At 64.6% G+C, this 17,421-nt stretch carries 14 protein-coding genes; 2 read left to right on the top strand and 12 right to left on the bottom strand.

Annotated elements, in window-relative coordinates:
• Positions 1-2 precede the first annotated feature (2 nt).
• The 10 genes from recJ to I2C21_RS06265 form a co-directional block, all read right to left on the bottom strand.
• A complete protein-coding gene (gene recJ, locus I2C21_RS06310) occupies positions 3-2,072 on the bottom strand; it encodes a single-stranded-DNA-specific exonuclease RecJ (protein ID WP_195278819.1) in 2,070 nt (689 codons plus the stop codon).
• A gap of 475 nt (positions 2,073-2,547) precedes the next feature.
• A complete protein-coding gene (locus I2C21_RS06305; protein ID WP_195278818.1) occupies positions 2,548-3,291 on the bottom strand; it encodes an MFS transporter in 744 nt (247 codons plus the stop codon).
• 137 nt (positions 3,292-3,428) lie between these two features.
• Positions 3,429-5,318: a glycoside hydrolase family 13 protein gene (locus I2C21_RS06300; RefSeq protein ID WP_195278817.1), complete on the bottom strand. Its 1,890-nt coding sequence runs from the start codon at positions 5,316-5,318 to the stop codon at positions 3,429-3,431.
• Positions 5,319-5,354: 36 nt separating this feature from the next.
• Positions 5,355-7,586: a penicillin-binding transpeptidase domain-containing protein gene (locus I2C21_RS06295; protein WP_193535827.1), complete on the bottom strand. Its 2,232-nt coding sequence runs from the start codon at positions 7,584-7,586 to the stop codon at positions 5,355-5,357.
• A 54-nt stretch (positions 7,587-7,640) separates the two neighbouring features.
• Positions 7,641-8,153, bottom strand: coding sequence for a rod shape-determining protein MreD (locus I2C21_RS06290; protein WP_193535825.1), 513 nt, complete (start codon positions 8,151-8,153; stop codon positions 7,641-7,643).
• Between the two features lie 12 nt (positions 8,154-8,165).
• Entirely contained in the window at positions 8,166-9,008 is an 843-nt protein-coding gene (mreC, locus tag I2C21_RS06285) for a rod shape-determining protein MreC (RefSeq protein WP_101692415.1), read from the bottom strand.
• A gap of 18 nt (positions 9,009-9,026) precedes the next feature.
• On the bottom strand, positions 9,027-9,623 hold the full coding sequence (locus I2C21_RS06280; RefSeq protein ID WP_101692416.1) for a Maf family protein: 597 nt from the start codon (positions 9,621-9,623) through the stop codon (positions 9,027-9,029).
• 15 nt (positions 9,624-9,638) lie between these two features.
• A complete protein-coding gene (gene dut / locus I2C21_RS06275; protein WP_101692417.1) occupies positions 9,639-10,088 on the bottom strand; it encodes a dUTP diphosphatase in 450 nt (149 codons plus the stop codon).
• A gap of 33 nt (positions 10,089-10,121) precedes the next feature.
• Positions 10,122-12,203 (bottom strand): U32 family peptidase, encoded by a 2,082-nt coding sequence (locus tag I2C21_RS06270; RefSeq protein WP_195278816.1) that lies wholly within the window; start codon positions 12,201-12,203, stop codon positions 10,122-10,124.
• A gap of 81 nt (positions 12,204-12,284) precedes the next feature.
• Complete coding sequence (locus I2C21_RS06265) at positions 12,285-12,599, bottom strand: cell division protein ZapA (RefSeq protein WP_101692419.1); 315 nt, start codon at positions 12,597-12,599, stop codon at positions 12,285-12,287.
• Positions 12,600-12,840: 241 nt separating this feature from the next.
• On the opposite strand from I2C21_RS06265, the gene I2C21_RS06260 reads away from it, so the two are divergent.
• Positions 12,841-13,821 (top strand): DnaD domain protein, encoded by a 981-nt coding sequence (locus I2C21_RS06260; RefSeq protein ID WP_195278815.1) that lies wholly within the window; start codon positions 12,841-12,843, stop codon positions 13,819-13,821.
• Between the two features lie 3 nt (positions 13,822-13,824).
• A complete protein-coding gene (locus tag I2C21_RS06255) occupies positions 13,825-14,832 on the top strand; it encodes an ATP-binding protein (protein ID WP_101692421.1) in 1,008 nt (335 codons plus the stop codon).
• Between the two features lie 50 nt (positions 14,833-14,882).
• On the opposite strand, the gene I2C21_RS06250 is transcribed toward I2C21_RS06255, so the two are convergent.
• Together I2C21_RS06250 and I2C21_RS06245 are read right to left on the bottom strand one after the other, a co-directional pair.
• Positions 14,883-16,097: an amidohydrolase family protein gene (locus I2C21_RS06250; RefSeq protein ID WP_195278814.1), complete on the bottom strand. Its 1,215-nt coding sequence runs from the start codon at positions 16,095-16,097 to the stop codon at positions 14,883-14,885.
• A gap of 43 nt (positions 16,098-16,140) precedes the next feature.
• Positions 16,141-17,388, bottom strand: coding sequence for a M16 family metallopeptidase (locus I2C21_RS06245; protein ID WP_193535814.1), 1,248 nt, complete (start codon positions 17,386-17,388; stop codon positions 16,141-16,143).
• Between the last annotated feature and the right edge of the window lie 33 nt (positions 17,389-17,421).

Raw genomic sequence — 17,421 nt, 5'->3', positions numbered from 1 at the left:
CCTCAGCCGCTCATCAGCTGTCGGAGCCGTTGCAGAATGGCGGACTGCTCCAGATCCACCTTTCCCTCCACCTTCTGGAGGGAGATCCGGAAGCAGCCGGCGTGTTGTTCCAGGGAAATCAGCCCCCGCTCGTCAAAGACCTCCAGGCACACCAGGGTGCGGGGCAGGGGGGCATGGCGTCCGAAATCCCGGGACAGGTTCCGGGTCAGACGGCGGGGCGTCTCCTCCAGCTCTGCGCCGCCGGAACGGACCTTCAGATAGCGCCAGAGGGTGACGAACTCCTCCCGGCTGGGCAGGAGAAAGGCGGCCTCCTGTGGGCTCAGATCTTCCCCCCGGGCAAAGCGCTCATAGAGGGCCTGTTCACTCTGGGCCCGGGTCATCCCGGGACGCAGATCCGTGATCTGGAGCTGCACCGAGCGCCAGCCCCGGTACTCGTTGATCTGGGGACAGAAGGCGATATCCACCCGGTCCCCGGGCCGCACCCCCGCCTCGGCGGCGGTGGCGGCAAAAAAGATAGCGTCAAAGGGCTTTCCACCCGCCAGGAGGCGGAGTTTGAGGTGGCGTCCGCCGCCTACCTCATTGAGGGAGGAGACCGTACAGCCCCCCAGGAAAAAAACTGGCTTCTCATTTCCCGCGCCATAGGGCTCCAGGATGTCCAGTGCCTCCACCTGTTCCTGGGTGAGGATCGAGGGGTCTGGAATATCCGCGTCAATCTCCAGCTCGGAGACCATTTCCTCTCCGCCGGTGCGCAGACGCACCAGCTCGTTCATCCGGCGGCGGAAGGCCGGGATCTGTTCCTCCCGGATGGTAAAGCCGGCGGCCAGCTCATGCCCGCCGAAGCCCTCCAGCAGCTCGGCACAGGACTCCAGCGCGGCAAAGAGGTTGAACCCTCCAAAAGACCGGCAGGAGCCCTTTCCGTGCCCGTCCTGAAGGCAGATCATGAAGGTGGGGCAGGAGTACTTCTCCGACAGGCGGGAGGCCACAATGCCCACCACGCCCTGGTGCCACCCCTCTCCGGCCAGGACCAGAGCGCTTCGCTCCTCCGGCGGCGCGCTCTCGGCCAGGCGGGCACACTGGGTAAAGATATCCGCCTCAATGGACTGCCGCTCCCGGTTGAGGCTGCACAGCTCCTTGGCCAGCTCCTCGCCCCGCACCGGGTCGGCGGTCAGGAGCAGCTCGGCCGCCACCCGGGCGCATCCCATCCGCCCGGCGGCGTTGATGCGGGGGGCCAGGGTGTATCCGATGGCCATGGAGGTCAGGGGCTTTTCGCTCAGTCCCGCCTCCCGCAGCAGGGCGGCCAGTCCGGGGCGGCGGGTATGGCGGAGGGAGGAGAGTCCCATCTGTACGATGGAGCGGTTCTCTCCGGTCAGGAGCATCACATCGGCCACCGTGCCGATGGCGGCCAGGTCGGCATACTGCCGCAGGAGCGTGGGCCGCTCCTCCATCTCTCCCAGGGCCAGCACCAGCTTGAGGGCAACCCCCACGCCGGCCAGGGACTTGAAGGGATAGGGGCAGTCGCCCCGCCGGGGGTCCACCACCGCGAGAGCGGCGGGCAGTTCCTCCTTGCACTCGTGGTGGTCGGTAATGACCAGATCCATGCCCAGCTCCGCGGCGTGGCGAGCCTCCTCCACCGCGGTGATCCCGCAGTCCACGGTAATGATCAGGGTGACTCCCTGGGCGTGGAGTGTGTCCACGGCTGCACAGCTGAGTCCATAGCCCTCCTCCATCCGGTCGGGGATATAGGGCACTACATCCGCCCCCCGGCTGCGCAGAAAACTGGTGAGGAGGCAGGTGGAGGTAATGCCGTCCACGTCATAGTCTCCGTAGACAGCCACCAACTCTCCCTGCTCTACCGCGCGCCGGATGCGCTCCACTGCCCGGTCCATGTCCCGGAGCAGGAGGGGGTCCTCCAGGCGCTCGGGTCCGCCCGCCAGAAACTCCCTGGCCTTCTCGGGCGTGTCAATGCCACGGGCCGAGAGGACCAGGGCGGGAAGAGCCGGGATGCCCGCCTCCTCCAGGGCCGCCCGGCCCGTTCCGTCTCCGGCGGGGCGCTTCCACTGCTGATATTTCATTGGCTTCGCCCTCCTTTCCGGTAAGACGGTAAAAATTACCCTTTATTATATCAAATATACCCCAAAAATACAAGTCAACGGCGTCTTTCATCCTGCCAAAGCAGAAGGCTTCCCGCCCAGCAGAAGACCGCCCCCAGCAGAAAACCTCCGGGCAGCCACTGTTCCGCTGTCCAGCCCAGGACCGGGGCCAGCAAAACCCCGGTACATTCCAGCACCATGGCATTGCAGGAGAGCCGGGCAGCCCGTCCACCGGGGCCCACCCGCTCATTCTGCACCGCAAGGGCCAGGGGCGCTGCACAGGAGCGCAGGGCAGCCAGCAGGGGGATACCCAGGGCGGAGACGGCCGGCGCGGTGGTGACGGCCAGCAGCAGACAGACTGCGCCCCCCACCGTAATCAGCCGCCGACAGACCCGCTCCGGCCCGCCCGGCCCCACCATCCGGTGGGCCAGAGCGCCGCTCAGCCCGGCCCCGGCACTCAGGGCCGCCAGGACTCCAAAGGCCCCCTCTGCAATCCCACAGCGCCCGTACTGGAGCTGGCTGAAAAAGGTGACTGCCGCCTGGGCCGTCTGATCGAAGAGGGCCACCCCCAGCAGAAAGGCCAGCATCCTCCGGCTCTCCCGCAGCATCTCGCCCAGAGGCGGCGGGGTTCCCGGGCCTGCTCCTCGGCCCGCTGTCCCTCCGGCTCCCGCAGCAGTAAGGTGACTCCAAGGGCCAGGGTATAGCTCCCCACGGTCAGCAGCGCGGAGAGGCGGTAATCCCCGCCCAGCAGGGGCCATGCCAGGGAGGCCAGCAGCAATCCCGCCACCTGCACGCCCTGCCAGCGGGCAAAGGCCCGGCGGTGCTCTTCCGGGTCCCGGCAGCAGGCATAGAGATAGGCCGTGTCACAGCCGCTCAGCCCGGCCTGGGCAAAGGAAAGCAGCAGCCGTTCCGCCAAAAAGCCCCATACCGTCTCGGCCCGCCAGAATACCACCTTGGAGAGGGCCAGCACGCCGAAGCACAGTACCATGGACCGCCGGTGCCCGATCCGGTCAGCCCAGCGGCCCCAGTGCACCTCCAGCCCCAGCATGACCAGCAGGGAGATCCCCTCAATGACCTGCATCTGGGTGAGGGTCACCCCCGCTTGCAAGCGGTAGAGGGTGGCGATGGGGTTATAAAATACCATGCCCTGGAGGGCATAGGCCAAAAAAAGAAGCGTCCGGTTTCGTCTGTTCCGTTCCAATACCGATTCCTCCTGATCCGGATGTTTTACACATGCCAAAGCACGCCCTCCCATGGGAGGGCGCCTCCGGTATCCGATCAGTTGGCATCAGATGGGACGGTACATGGCGATTCCGCGCTCCTTTTTTGCATCATCTTTCAAATCGTTTCCTTCGCCCGGCAGGCAAGATGCAGGCGCAGGGGAACCAGCAGCCGTGCCGTACGGGGGGGCAGGGCCGCCTCCATGGTGCGGGCACCGGGGGCGGGGAAGACCTCTCCGGTGAGCAGATCCTTCATAGGACCGGAAAGAGGCAGGGAAGCCGGTTCCGCTCCGGCGTTCAGAGCCACCAGCACGCTCTCCTCCTCCCAGGTACGCCGGAAGGCCAGCACCGGTCCGTCGGCCTCTACATAGGAAATATCTCCCTTTCGCAGGGCCTGGGACCAGCTGCGGATGCAGCCCAGAGCGGTGAACCAGCTCACCAGCTCACTGTCCTCCCGTCCCCAGGGGAAGGTACGGCGGTTGAAGGGATCTTCAAAGCCCTCCATCCCGGCCTCATCCCCGTAATACAGGGTGGGGGAGCCCGGGAAGGCGTAGAGCAGCACCGCGCCCAGCTTGAGCCGGGCCTTGCCCCGGGCATACTCCTCTTCGCTCATGCGGAAGTCGGCCCGCCAGGATTTGGGGTACTCCGTGCAGGGGGAGCCCACCCCCAGCAGGGTGAGGATACGGGGGGTATCGTGGGTCCCCAGGGCGTTCATGGCGGAATAGTAGGCGGTGGGCGGATAATTGGCCCGTAACCCCTCCATGGTCTCCCGGAACCAGCGGGCGTCCCCGCCCAGCAGATAGGAGATGGCCGCGTTGCGGAAGGGATAGTTCATCAGTCCGTCGCAGTGTCCCCCCAGAATGTGCTTGCGCCGCACCCCGTAGGCGATCTTGTTGGAGCCGTCCTCCCACACCTCGCCGATGACCACCGCGTCCTTCTTGGCCTCGCGGGCAGCGGTGTGAAGGGCGTGGACAAAGGAGTCGGGCAGCTCGTCGGCCACGTCCAGCCGCCAGCCGTCCGCCCCGGCCCGCAGCCAGCGCTTGACGATGCTGTTTTCCCCCCGGATGATATAGTCGAGATAGGTGCTCTCACTCTCATTGACCGCCGGGAGGGAGTAGATCCCCCACCAGGAGTCGTACCGGTCTGGCCAGTGGGTGAAATGATACCAGGGATAATAGGGGCTCTCCGTGGACTGGGCCGCACCGGGCACCTCTGAGGGATAAGAGTTGTCCCCGTTGAAATAGCGGCTGATATAGCCTGTGTGGTTGAACACACCGTCCAGCATAATGCGCATCCCCAGGTGGTGGGCCTCCTCACATAGGAGGCGGAACTGGGCCTCGTCCCCCAGCATGGGGTCAATCTTCTCATAGTCGCCAGTGCCGTAGCGGTGGTTTTCCACCCCCTCAAAGATGGGGCAGAAGTAGATGGTCTCCACCCCCAGACGCCGCAGATAGGTCAGCTTCTCCCGGACCCCGGCGAGGCTCCCGCCGAAAAAGTCCCGGTTGCGGATCTCTCCGTGCTCATCGGGAAGGTAGACCGGCTCCTCCTCCCAGCTCTGATGGACGGTACGTCCGCCCACCATGCCGGTCGGGTCGGGAATGGCGCGCCGGCGGAAGCGGTCGGGAAAGATCTGGTAGGTGAGCCCCTCTCCAAACCACCCGGGGACCGTCTCAGAGTCGTCATAGACGGTGAGCTGATACTTGCCCAGCTCCGCACTGCGTCCGTCCAATCCCTCCAGGCGCAGGGTATACCAGACCAGCCCCACGTATTCCCCTGTCTCCAGCGTGCCGGTGAAGACATCCCGGGCGCCCTCGATCCCATGCCAGAGCAAGATGCGCTCCACCACGGCATTGTCCCGGCTCTCAAACCGGGCGGTGAGGATCACGCGGGAGTATCCCCCCGCCCGGGGCGGGCGGACGGTAAAGCGTACCTGGGTCCCCGCCGGGACCGCGCCGTAGGGAAACTTACTCTCCGGGTCCCGGGGGTCGAAGATAAAGGGGTTCGTCATGGGCATTCCTTCCAATCTTCCAAAGTTGAACTGCGCTCAGCGGATGAGCACGCCCTCGCCATTGACGGCCTGGGAAGTGCCCGACTGTCCGAAGTAGACCGAGAGCACATCGGCGGCCACTGCTGCCAGTCCGCCGCCCGAGTCACCGTGCTCGGCCACCAGGGCGATGGCGATCTCCGGGTCATCATAGGGGGCAAAGCACACAAAGACGGCGTTGGCCTCGGTGGTCTCCGAGCCTACCTGGGCGGTACCGGTCTTGGCACCCACCTCTACGGGCAGGTCTTTAAAGTACTTGGATACGCTGCCCTCGGTGCCCAGCAGGTACATGCCGTACTTGACCGCCTCCAGGTTCTCCTCACTGATGTTGATGGTGTCCAGGGGCTCCGGCTCATTCTCCAGCACCACCTGGGAGTAGTCGCTGCTCTTGACCGTCTGGAGCAGGTGGGCAGGATAGTGGTTTCCGCCGTTGACCAGCGTGGCGATGTAGTTGGCCAGCTGGAGGGGGGTACACAGGGTATTGCCCTGTCCGATGGCAGCCGAGAGGAGTAGTCCGCCATACCATTCCTGATTCAGACGCTCACTGGTCTCCGGTCCGGCCACATAGCCGGTATACTCGGGCACCTCGATGCCGGTGGACTGACCCAGACCGAACATGGCGGCGTACTCATCCAGCAGGTCGATCCCCAGCCGGTCGGCCAGGGTAAAGAAGAAGACGTTGCAGGAGTCCTCAATAGCATGGGCCATATCCTCCCAGCCATGGGTGCCTCCCTGCTGGCGATAAATCCAGCATTTCGGATGGTAGTCTCCGTAGGGGTATTTTTCTCCCTCCGGATAGCGGAAATAACCCGTATCCAGGATCTCCTCATAGGGGGTGGTCAGCCCCTCCTGAAGGGCGGCCACACCGGTGATCATCTTAAAGGTGGAGCCGGGGGAGTAGAGTCCCATGGTGGCCCGGTTATACAGGGGACGCAGGGGGTCCTTGAGCAGCTCGTTGTAGAGGCTGCTGTCCTTATAGGCCTGGGATATGTCGAAGGTAGGATAGGAGGCGATAGCCTTCACTCCGCCCTTCATGTCGATGACCACGCCTGCCGCACCCTCTACCGTGTCGGAGAGTCCGGGTACCCGGGTAGCCAGAGACTGCTCCAGCGCCTCCTGAAGGCGCAGGTCAATGGTGGTGACCACATTGTTGCCCGGTTTGGGGGCCATGGGCTCTCCGGTCTCGGGGTCGGTCTTCCAGGTCTCGCTGACCACCTTCCCCTCGCTGTTGAGCTCCACGATCTGGGTGCCCTCCTCGCCCCGGAGATAGGACTCGAAGGCCTTCTCCATGCCTTCCTTTCCCACAATGTCGTCCATTTTATAGCCGTTATTCTTGTAATAGGAGTCCTCCTCGTTCCACTCCTCCGCAAAAATGGGCCCCACGCGCCCCAGGATGTGGGCGGCGTAGGAGGTCTCATAGACCCGGGTGGTGGTGGGCTCGATCTTGACGCCCTTGAGGCCCTGCTCCTTGACAGCGGTGATAAAGCGGATATCCACATCCTGGGCAAAAATATATTCGCTGGTGGCCGCGCCTTTGCTGCGCAGGGTGAGCTCATAGAGCACGCCGATCAGGTCCCTGGCCTCCTCATCGGGCATGGTGGGATCGATGCCGAAGTGATCCTTCATCTTGGCGATGAGAGGGGCGGCTGAAACCGTATCCTCCGGCGCGGCGGGGGTCTCCGCCGCCTGGGTCCCGGTCTCGGTGGTCTGGGAGGCGGCATCCACCGCCTTCCGGTAGGCCTCCCACTCCTCGCCCAGCGCCACGCCGGAGGCTGACGCGGTCTCCCAGCTGCTGTTGTTCTCGCTCAGGATATCCATGAGCTTGAGGAAGGCCCGGCGGTTGGTCCCCGTGGCGGTACCCAGCGTGTACTCAAAGGGAGGTGCGCCGGTGACCGGCAGGGTGTCCGTCCAAGTCACACCCTGCTCCCGGCAGATCTGAAGCAAGGCGGTGAGAATGGCGTTGCGCTCCTCCTCCGTGCCCATCACACTGGTGTTGAGGCGCACCTGGTAGGTGGAGCGGTTGGAGACCATCACCCGGCCATTGCAGTCCAGGATCTCGCCCCGGACGGCCTCCACCGTCTCGGTCTGGGCGTTTCGCTTGGTAGCCTGGGCCCGGTAATAGGGGCCCTGGATGATCTGAAGCTGATAGAGCACGCCCACAAACAGGAAAAACAGCAGGCCCAACACACCCGACACCACATATACACGCCGTTGAAATTGTTTTTTGTCCATAGGGCAACCTTTCTGTTACGGGAACTCCAAATAAAACGCAGGGACAGACGCGGCTCAGAAGTGGGTCCGTTTGGGGACCCGGCGATACACCCATAAAAAGACCGCGTACACCGGGATCACAAAGGGGAGGGAACAGCCGATCTCCATCCCGGTCAGACGGAGCATGGGCCCCAGTGCATATTCCCCCCAGGCCAGGCGCAGCAAAATCCGCACGCCGTCCACAAAGGCCAGGGCCAGCAGGGCGCACACCAGGCAGCCCCACAGGTTCTGGCGCAGCACATACTGGGCCAGCAGGCCAGCGCCCAGGCCGACCAGGGCCAGGCCCAGGGGCATCCACTCCTCCATCCCTGGATAGAAGCAGGCGCACAGCAGACCCACGCCCAGGCCAAACCCGGCCCCGCCGACACAGCCCTCCAGTACGGCTACCGCCACCACGGCCAGGGGCAGAAGCATGGGCTGCACCGCCGTCACCGGCAGGCGGGTGAGGAAATACCCCTCAAAAAACCAGACGGGCAGGAGGGCCAGGGCATACACGCCCCATTTCACCAGAAAATCATGGCGGGTCAAATGGCTCCCCCCTTACTCAATAATATCAAAGCTCTTGATGACAAAGACCTGCTCCAGCGAATTGAGATCGGTCTCCGGTACGATGACCGCATAGCGGGTCATGCCCGAGGCATCGGTGAGGACCTCTTCCACGTGGCCCACCACCAGGCCGGAGGGATAGATGCCGCTCAGACCGGAGGTGAGGACCTGATCGCCCGCCATGAACTCGCTGTTCTCCGGCAGGTAGGAGAGCTTGAGCTTGCCCTCTCCCATCAGATCGAACTGTCCCTCCAGGATACCGGCGCTGTCGGTGCGGGCGATGAGGCCGCCCATCTCCAGGTCGGAGTCCACCACCGTCATCACCTGGGACCAGTTGACTCCCACTTCATCAATGATACCCACCAGGTTGCCGTATTCATCCACCACACAGTCTCCGGCCTCCACACCAACAGAGCTTCCCTTGCTGAGAATGAGGGTGGAATCCCAGTTGGAGGAGCCGTGGGAGGTCACCGTGGCCGACTCAAACTCAAAGTCCCGCCGCTTCTCCCGCAGGCCCAGCAGATTGCGCAGGCGCTCATTTTCCTCCGCGTCGCTCTCAGCCTCCCGGAGCTGCTCTTCCAGCTTGGCATAGTCCCGCTTGAGCTGCTCATATTCGGCCTGCATCTGATCCTGGAGGAACAGGCGCTGGTACTGCCCCTCGGTCCAGTTAGCCACCGCGTTGACGCCGTTGCGCACCGGCGTGGTCACGATCCCCACCAGATTGGACAGCGGATCGGCCACCCCGCCCATCAGCGCGGAGGTCACCGCCACGATGAGCGTGAGCAGCACGGCAATGATCAGTATGAGCACACCGTTGTTGCGCAGAAAATCTTTCATCGCCGCACCGTTCCTCTCTTAGCCATCCCGCTCAGCGGCCAGGGCCATACAGTGGACCCCCAGCCGCTCCAGCATACCGCCCAGGCGGCACACCGGCAGGCCCATGACATTGTAATAGTCCCCCTGGATGCCCTGGATAAAGAGGGCGCCATAGCCCTGGATGCCGTAGGCGCCGGCCTTATCCATGGGCTCCCCGGTGCGGATATAGTCCTCGATCTCCCGCTCGGACAGCTCCCGGAAGGAGACATCGGTCACCTCATACTCGGTGTACCGCTCCTCCCCCCGCAGCACCGTGACGCCGGTGTAGACCTGATGGCGGCAGCCCGAGAGGGTGGAGAGCATTTTGAAGGCCTCCAGCGCGTCGGAGGGCTTGCCCAGGACGGCGCCGTCCACCGCCACCACGGTATCGGCCGCAATGATCAGGGTATCTCCGCCCGCCCGCTCGGCCACCGCCTGGGCTTTGAGGGCGGAGAGGCGGCTGACCAGCTCCGACGGAGAGAGTCCGCCGCCCAGATTTTCGTCGATGTCGGGGGACATGGTCTTGAATCCGCTCAGCCCCATCCGGGAGAGCAGCTCTTTGCGCCGGGGGGACTGGGAAGCCAGAATGATGTTCATCTTTTGTAAACTCCTTTACTTTCCGGTGGAGCCGAAGCCGCCGGCTCCCCGCTCAGTCTCATCCAGCGTCTCCACCCGCTCCAGCTGGGCCTGCACCACCGGCATCACGGCCAGCTGGGCCACCCGGTCGCCGGGCTGGATGGTATAGGGGACGTCCGACTGGTTTACCAATCCCACCCGGATCTCCCCCCGGTAGTCGCTGTCGATGACCCCGACTCCGTTGGCCAGGGCCACTCCGTGCTTGATGCCCAGACCCGACCGGGCAAACACCAGGGCCACATAGTCCGCCGAGGGCAGGGCAATGGCAATGCCGGTGGGGAGGGACACGATCTGCCGGGGCGCAATGGTCACCGGCTCATCCATGCAGGCGCACAGGTCCATCCCGGCCGCGCCCGCGCTGGCGTAAAAGGGAAAGGGAATATCGGTCCCGATCTTGGGGGACACGGCTTTGATTTTCAGATTCATGCGTATCGTTCTCCTGTCATAGGGTGGGGACGCTTACTCCACGTCCCGGTAGTAGAGGCCCCGGGTATACTCCCTGGGTTCCCAGTCGCTCCGCCCCAGGTAGCGCTCCACCGCACGGACGCACTCGGCGGGGGATTCCACCGTGAACATGAGCCGCTGGGCCCACGCCCCGCAGCGGCGGACGTCGTTTTGTTTATTCCCCAGGAAAAGGGTTTTGGAGTTGAGGATCTCATTGCGGCAGCCGTAGGCCCGCACCACCGGGAAACGAGCTCCCTTGCGGTCGGTGAGGAGGTTCTCCTCCCCCTCGCAGGCGTGGCGGCACACGCCGCCGGTGCGGTTGCGGATGATGCAGTTTTCCATGATCATCAGGGGCAGGCGGCCATAGGTGATGATCTCAGTGTCCACCGCCTTGGAGAGATCCCGGATCTGGGCCAGCTTGAGCTCAAAGGACACGGCGGCCGACTTGAGCCCCATGTGGCGCAGCTCTTTGAGGGCCTGGGAGTTGAAGATCTCCAGGCCGAAGTCGCCCCGCAGGCCGAAGCCCATCTCCTTTGCCACATCCAGCATGCCCAGATTGCCCACCAGGGCATCCTCCACGCCCATATCCCGCACCCGGCGGAGCTGCTCGGTCATGGTCTTCCACTCCCGGTCCCAGGCGATGCGGGGGAGAGTGACGGCCAGATTGCCCCGCCCGGCCAGTTCCGGATGGGCGGCCAGCTCCTCCAGCGGCACATAGATCAGGGCGGGGGAGAGGGCCAGGAGGGCGCCCGTCACCTGCTCGGCCCGGCTCACCGATACGGTGAGGAGGGGCTCCTCCCGCCGGTTCTCATAGCGCACACCGGGCTGGAAGGTCCCTCTCCGCCGGACAGGGGGCGCCATACGCCGGGCAGAGAGCTCCTCCAGTGCCTCCCGCCGCAGGGCGTTGAGGGCGGCGGCCGGGAGGGAGAGTCCCTCGTCCACCACCGAGCGCACCCCCTCACAGCGGTAAGGCGTGCCGCCGGTGCGGGAGAGCTGCTTCTCCACCCCCTCCGGGGTGAGAGGCTTGGTGCGGGCCGCCTCGGGGACGGGGCCCTCCACCGTGACTACATTCTCCCGGTCGTCCTTCACGCCCACCTGGGCCGGCTCACCCTTTCGGATCAGGGAGTAGAAGGTGATGGGCACCCGCTGGCTCTCCCCGTCCTCATAGGTCTGCCGGGCCAGGGCAAAGAGCTCCCGGGGCTCCTTCTGCTCCTCCCGGATACCGAACATATCCGGTCCGGTCTTACCCTGATAGAAGCCCTCGGTAAAGCCCTGGCGGGAGAAAGCCTCGGTCAGCTGCCGCACCTCCTCGGCGGTGGGCTCCCGCCCCTCGCGGATGGCGGAGGCATAGACCCGGGTGATGACGGCCACATACTCGGGCCGCTTCATCCGGCCCTCCAGCTTCAGACAGGCCACGCCCATCTTCCGCAGCTCCCGCAGGTGTCCGGCCAGGGACATGTCCTTGAGGGAGAGGGGGTTGCCGTCGGCCTTCCCGTTCCAGCCATAGCGCATGCGGCAGGGCTGGGCGCACAGGCCACGGTTGCCGCTGCGCCCGCCGATGACCGAGGACATGAAGCACTGTCCCGAGTAGCACATGCACAGGGCGCCGTGGCCAAAGACCTCGATCTCGATGGGGGAGTGCTCACAGATGTAGGCGATGGCGTCCCGGGACAGCTCCCGGGAGAGCACCGCCCGGGTCATGCCGAAATCGGCCATCTTCTTCACGCCGTCCAGGTTGTGCACCGTCATCTGGGTAGAGGCGTGGATGGGCACATCGGGGGCGGCCTGACGCACCATGCGCAGCACCCCCAGGTCCTGGACCAGGATGGCGTCCACGCCGATGTCGCTGGCGTCGGCGGCACACTCGGCGGCCGCGGGCAGTTCCCGGTCTCCCAGCAGGGTGTTGAGGGTCAGATAGACCTTACAGCCCCGGAGATGGCAGTAAGAAACCGCCGCCGCAAACTCCTCCCGGGTGAAGTTCTTCGCGTTGCGGCGGGCGTTGAAATCGCCGTATCCCATGTAGATGGCGTCGGCGCCGTTCTGTACGGCAGCATGGACGGCCTCCATGGAGCCGGCGGGTGAGAGCAATTCCAGCATACGTCCTCCTTTGTGGTATCTGGGATGGATAAAGGCAGAACACGGGGCGGCCGGAGACCGCCCCGCATCCTGCCCGGCGTCTTATTTCCGGTTCTGGAGCTTGAAGATCTCCCGTTTGGCCTCGGAGAGCTCCATTTTCAGCTTGGTGCCCTCCTCCAGGTACTCCTTGAGCTGGCGGCGCAGATTCTCCGACGCCTCCTGCTCTTTATAGTATTCATCGGCAATGTTCAGTGCCGCCAGCACCACGCTCTCCACCAGGGAAGCCCGGCCGCTGGAGAGCACTTCCTGTACTTTATTGTCCACATGACCGGCCACCCGGCGGACATAGTTTTCCTCCTCGGCGGCCACGATGGTATACTCCTGTCCCGCAATGGTGACTGTGATGTGGTTCCTCATAGCTGTGTCCTCCCGCCTGTTCTCTCGTTATAATTATGTCAACCCAATAACTCGGGTGTTCAGACTTGTCAATAGTATAACACACGCCGCCCCAACTAAAAAGCCTGATATTGTGAATTTTCCGGCCCGCAGGCCCTCCGACCGGGCGGAAGGAAAAGATTTCTCCCACCCCCGCCTTTCCCCCCGGTGGATTTTGTGGTATGATAATGTGTAATTCTGTACTGGAAAGGGGGGAGGCTCCATGGCCGGAAAACTGCTCTATCCCGGCGCCATCCTGTCGCTCTCGGCTGACTGCGCCGACCGTCTTTGCTCTGCGGGAAACGGAGACGCCGCGCTGCTCTATCTCCATCTGCTGCGCCGGGCGGGTGAGTTTGATCCCCGCCGGGCCGCCCACCTGCTCCACTGGTCCCCCGACCGGGTGGAGGAGGCCTTTGAGGCCCTGGTGAAGCTGGGTCTGGCCGACCGGAGTGAGAAGGTCTCCCCGCCGGCCGCCCCCCAGGAGCCTGAAGAGCCCCCCGAGTACACCGCCGCCGACCTCACCCGGGAGCTGGAGGACGGCTCCTCCCCCTTCCCCGGGCTGGTGGGCGAGGTCCAGCGCCGCCTGGGCAAGATCCTCTCCGCCTCCGATCTGAAGATGCTCTACACCCTCTACGACTTCCTCTCCCTCCCGGCGGAGGTCATCCTTCTGCTGGTCAACTACTGTGTGGAGGAGATGGAGCACAAATATGGGCCAGGCCGCAAGCCCCGCCTCTCCCAGATCCGCAAGGAGGGCTTTGTCTGGCGGCGTCTGGGGGTGGACACCTTTGAAGCGGCCGACGCCTATCTGCGCAAACAGGCCACTCTGCGCACCCGCACCGCCGCCGTCCTGCCCCTGCTGGGCATCACAGGCCGCGCGCCGGTGGAGGCCGAGCGCAAATACATCGCCGCCTGGCTGGACATGGGCTTTGAGGACGGGGCCATCCGCCTGGCCTATGAGCGCACCGTCCTGCAAAAGGGCAATATGAACTGGCCCTATCTCAACTCCATCCTGAAGAGCTGGCACCAGAAGGGGCTGCACACCGTGGCCCAGGTCCAGGCCGGAGATTCCGACCGGCCCCGGGTCTCCTCCGCGCCCCAGCCCATGCCCACGCCCCCCGGCGAGGCCGACCGCCGGGTGCGGGAGGACCTGGAGCGGATGCGGGAATACCTGCGCCAGCAGAGCGACGATCCCAAGGGAGGTTAAGTCATGGCATACGACTCCAATGTGCTCCGCCGGGCCACCCAGCGGCTCTCCGAGGAGCGGCGGCTCCGGGAGGAAATGCAGGACCGCCGCCGGGCTGAGATCTATCAAAAGCTCCCCCAGGTGGCCCAGATCGACCAGCAGCTGCGCCGCACCATCGTGGACATCATCGCCGCCTCCCTGCGCAGCGGGGATGACCCCGCCCCCGCCATTGGGGAGGTCAAGCGCAAAAACCAGGCCCTTCAGGAGCGCCGGACCCAGCTGCTTCTGGAAAACGGCTATCCCGCCGACGCCCTGGACGCCCGTCCCGCCTGCCCCACCTGCGGGGATACCGGCTGGGTGGGTGCCAATATGTGCTCCTGCCTGAAAAAGCTCTGCGCCCAGGAGCAGATCCGGGAGCTCTCCAAACTCCTGGACCTGGGGGAGCAGTCCTTTGACACCTTCTCCCTGGACTATTACAGCGACCGTCCCTGGCCCGGTGAGCTGGAGTCTCCCCGGGAGCGGATGGAGTTCATCCGGGACGTGTGCTACAACTATGCCAGCCGCTTCCCCAAATTCGTCTACCGCAACCTCTTCCTCACCGGCGCCCCCGGTCTGGGCAAGACCTTTCTCTCGGCCTGCATCGCCCGGGCGGTGGCTGAGAAAGGGTACTCTGTGGTGTACGACACGGCGGTGAACATTTTTGCCCGGTTTGAGGAGCAGAAGTTCTCCCGGGATGAGCTGGATATCCGGGATGCCCGGGATGAGACCCGGCGCTACCTCCACTGTGACCTGCTCATTCTGGACGACCTGGGCAGTGAGATGACCACGCCCTTTGTCCAGTCCGCCCTCTATACCTTGGTCAATACCCGCCTCACGGCGGGACGGCGGACCGTGATCTCCTCCAACCTGTCCATGGACGAGGTGCGCCGCCGCTACTCCGGTCAGACCGCCTCCCGTCTGGAGGGGGAGTACCGGGTCCTGCCCTTCTACGGCGAGGACATTCGCCTGCTGCGCAAGCAGCGTCCCATCTGAACAAAAAGCTTCCCTTCCGGCCGAATGGCCGGAAGGGAAGCTTTTTTCTGTCAGGAGAGGATCTGGCCGTCTTTCGCCACCAGGCGTCCCTCTTTGAACACATAGAGCCGTCTGGAGTGGCTGATGATGGCCTCCTTCGCAGTGGGCGCGTCCAGCACCACCAGGTCGGCCCGGCACCCCTGGGAGAGCCCGTAGTCTTGGAGCAGGGCGTTGCGGGCCGGACCAAAGGTCACCATTTCCATGACCTTTTCCAGCTGTTCCCCCGTGCCGTACTGGAGCACCTGGGCCGCAAAGAGGGCCTCCTCCAGCAGATCGCCGTTTCCAAAGGGGCGATAGGGGTCCCGCACATTGTCCGAGGCCACCGCCACGTTGACGCCCGCCCGCAGCAGCTCGTCCACCCGGGTCACACCCCGGCGGATGGGCTGATGGTCCTTGCGGCCCATCAGGTACATGTTGCAGGAGGGGAGGGTGATCACATGGACGCCGGCCTCGGCGCACTCCCCGATGGCCCGGCGGGCCAGGTCGTCGTCCACCGCGCTCAGGGCCGTCACATGGCCGCAGGTCACCCGGCCGGCCATGTGATACTCCCGGGCGCGCTGAAGTACCTGGAGGAAGCAGTCGATGTTGGGCCGGTCATGCTCGTCGATGTGGAGGTCCAGGGGAAGGCCGTACTCGTCGGCCAGGGCAAAGAGCCGGTCGATCTCCCCCATGGGGTCAGGGGTAAAGAGGGGATAGCCAGCCAGGAAATCCACCCGGCCCGCCCGGGCAGCCGCCCGGAATTCGGCGTCATACTCCTCCCGGTACTGCACGATGCCCAGCAGGTCCAGTCTGCCCCGGTACTCCTCCTTCAGCTCCTCCAGGGCCTGAAGGGAGGCCATGCCCCACTCGGGACAGACCAGTACATGGGTCTTGACTGTGCCGGTGCCGGAGGCCAGCTCCCAGTCCAGCACCCGGCGGGAGCGGGCCTTGATGTCCTCCACCATGCCCCCCTCGGGAATGCGTGCCAGGTAGCGGGCAAAGATCCCGTAGGCCTCCTCCAGATTGGGGGTGTCCTCCTCCACGGCGGTCAGAGCCTTGTCCAGGTGGGTGTGGGACTCCACAAAGCTGGGAATGACCAGCTTACCGGCCGCCTCCACCTCCATGGCCCCCGTATCGGGCAGCCCTTCGCCCACGGCCTGAATCCGGCCCTGAGAAATGGCGATGTCCAGGCCCTTTCCCACGCCGAACACCGTCGCTCCACGGATCAACACATCACAGATACCCATCGCTTGCTCCTCCTTATTTGGATTGGACGCGGCCCCTTCCGCGTCAGTGGATGATACTGCGGTACATCTCCTCGCTCCCCACACGCCCCACGGCGGACAGGGAGACCTGCTGGAAGTCAAAGAGCTCCTGGGCCAGGGCGCGGATCTGTTCCCGCTCCACCGCGTCATAGCCCCCGATGATCTCGTCCGGGGTGAGGACCCGGCCGTAGAGCAGCTCCCCCCGTCCCATATGGCTCATACGGGCCTGGGTGGACTCCAGTCCCATGAGAATATTAGCTTTGGCCTGCTCCCGGGCCCGGGAGAGCTCCTCCTCCGAGATCCCGTGCTCGGCATAGTCCCGCACCGCGGCGCAGATGGTGCGCAGGGCCTCCTCCTCCATCTCCCGGCCCAGGGCGGTATAGATGGCGAAGAGGCCGGTCTCGGCGTGGCCCGCCGTGTAGGAGTAGACCGAGTAGCACAGTCCCCGCTTCTCCCGCACCTCCTGCCACAGCCGGGAGGACATTCCGCCTCCCAGAGTGGTGGAGAGGAGCTGAAGGGCAAAGCGCCGGTCATCGCCGTAGGGGAGGCCCGGGAAGGCCAGGGTCAGGTGGTTCTGCTCGATGGCCTTTTTCTTGAGGGTGAAGGCCGCCTGGTAGGCTCCCGGCCGGGAGGCGGGGGATTTGCCCGGCTCCAGCGCCGAGAAGCGCTCCTTGAGTTCCTCCACATCCTGACTCCGGAAGCTTCCCGCCAGGGAGACCACGATCCGGTCCGGACGGTAGTGCTCCCGCATATAGGTCCGCAGCCACTCGCCCGTCATTTTGCTGAGGGTGGCCTTCCGGCCCAGGATGGGCCGGGCCAGGGAGGAGCCCCGGTAGACCTCCAGGGCCAGCCGCTCGGCACACAGGTCCTCGGGGTTATCCTCATACATGCCGATCTCCTCCAGGATGACCCCCCGCTCGGTCTCCACATCCTCCTCGGCAAAGCGGGAGGAGAAGAACATATCACAGAGAATATCGGTGGCCAGGGGCAGGTGGGTGTCCAGTACCCGGGCGTGGAAGCAGGTGCACTCCTTGGTGGTAAAAGCGTTGACCTGTCCACCGATGGCGTCCATCTCCTCGGCCAGGGCGGCGGCGGTGCGCCGCTGGGTCCCCTTGAATACCATGTGCTCAATAAAATGGGCCGCCCCGTTCTCGCTCGCCTTCTCATGGCGAGAGCCGGTGCCCACCCAGATGCCCAGCGCCGCCGAGCGCACGCCGGGCACCGCTTCGGTACAGATGCGCACGCCGTTGGGCAGTAAAATCGTCTGATCCATACAATTCCTTTCTTTTTGTCCCTTTCACAGGAC

Origin of the sequence: Clostridium sp. J1101437_171009_A5, from assembly GCF_015547905.1 — a bacterium.
GTDB classification, from domain to species: domain Bacteria; phylum Bacillota; class Clostridia; order Oscillospirales; family Oscillospiraceae; genus Pseudoflavonifractor_A; species Pseudoflavonifractor_A gallinarum.
This window is presented reverse-complemented; position numbering and strand designations above follow the sequence as displayed.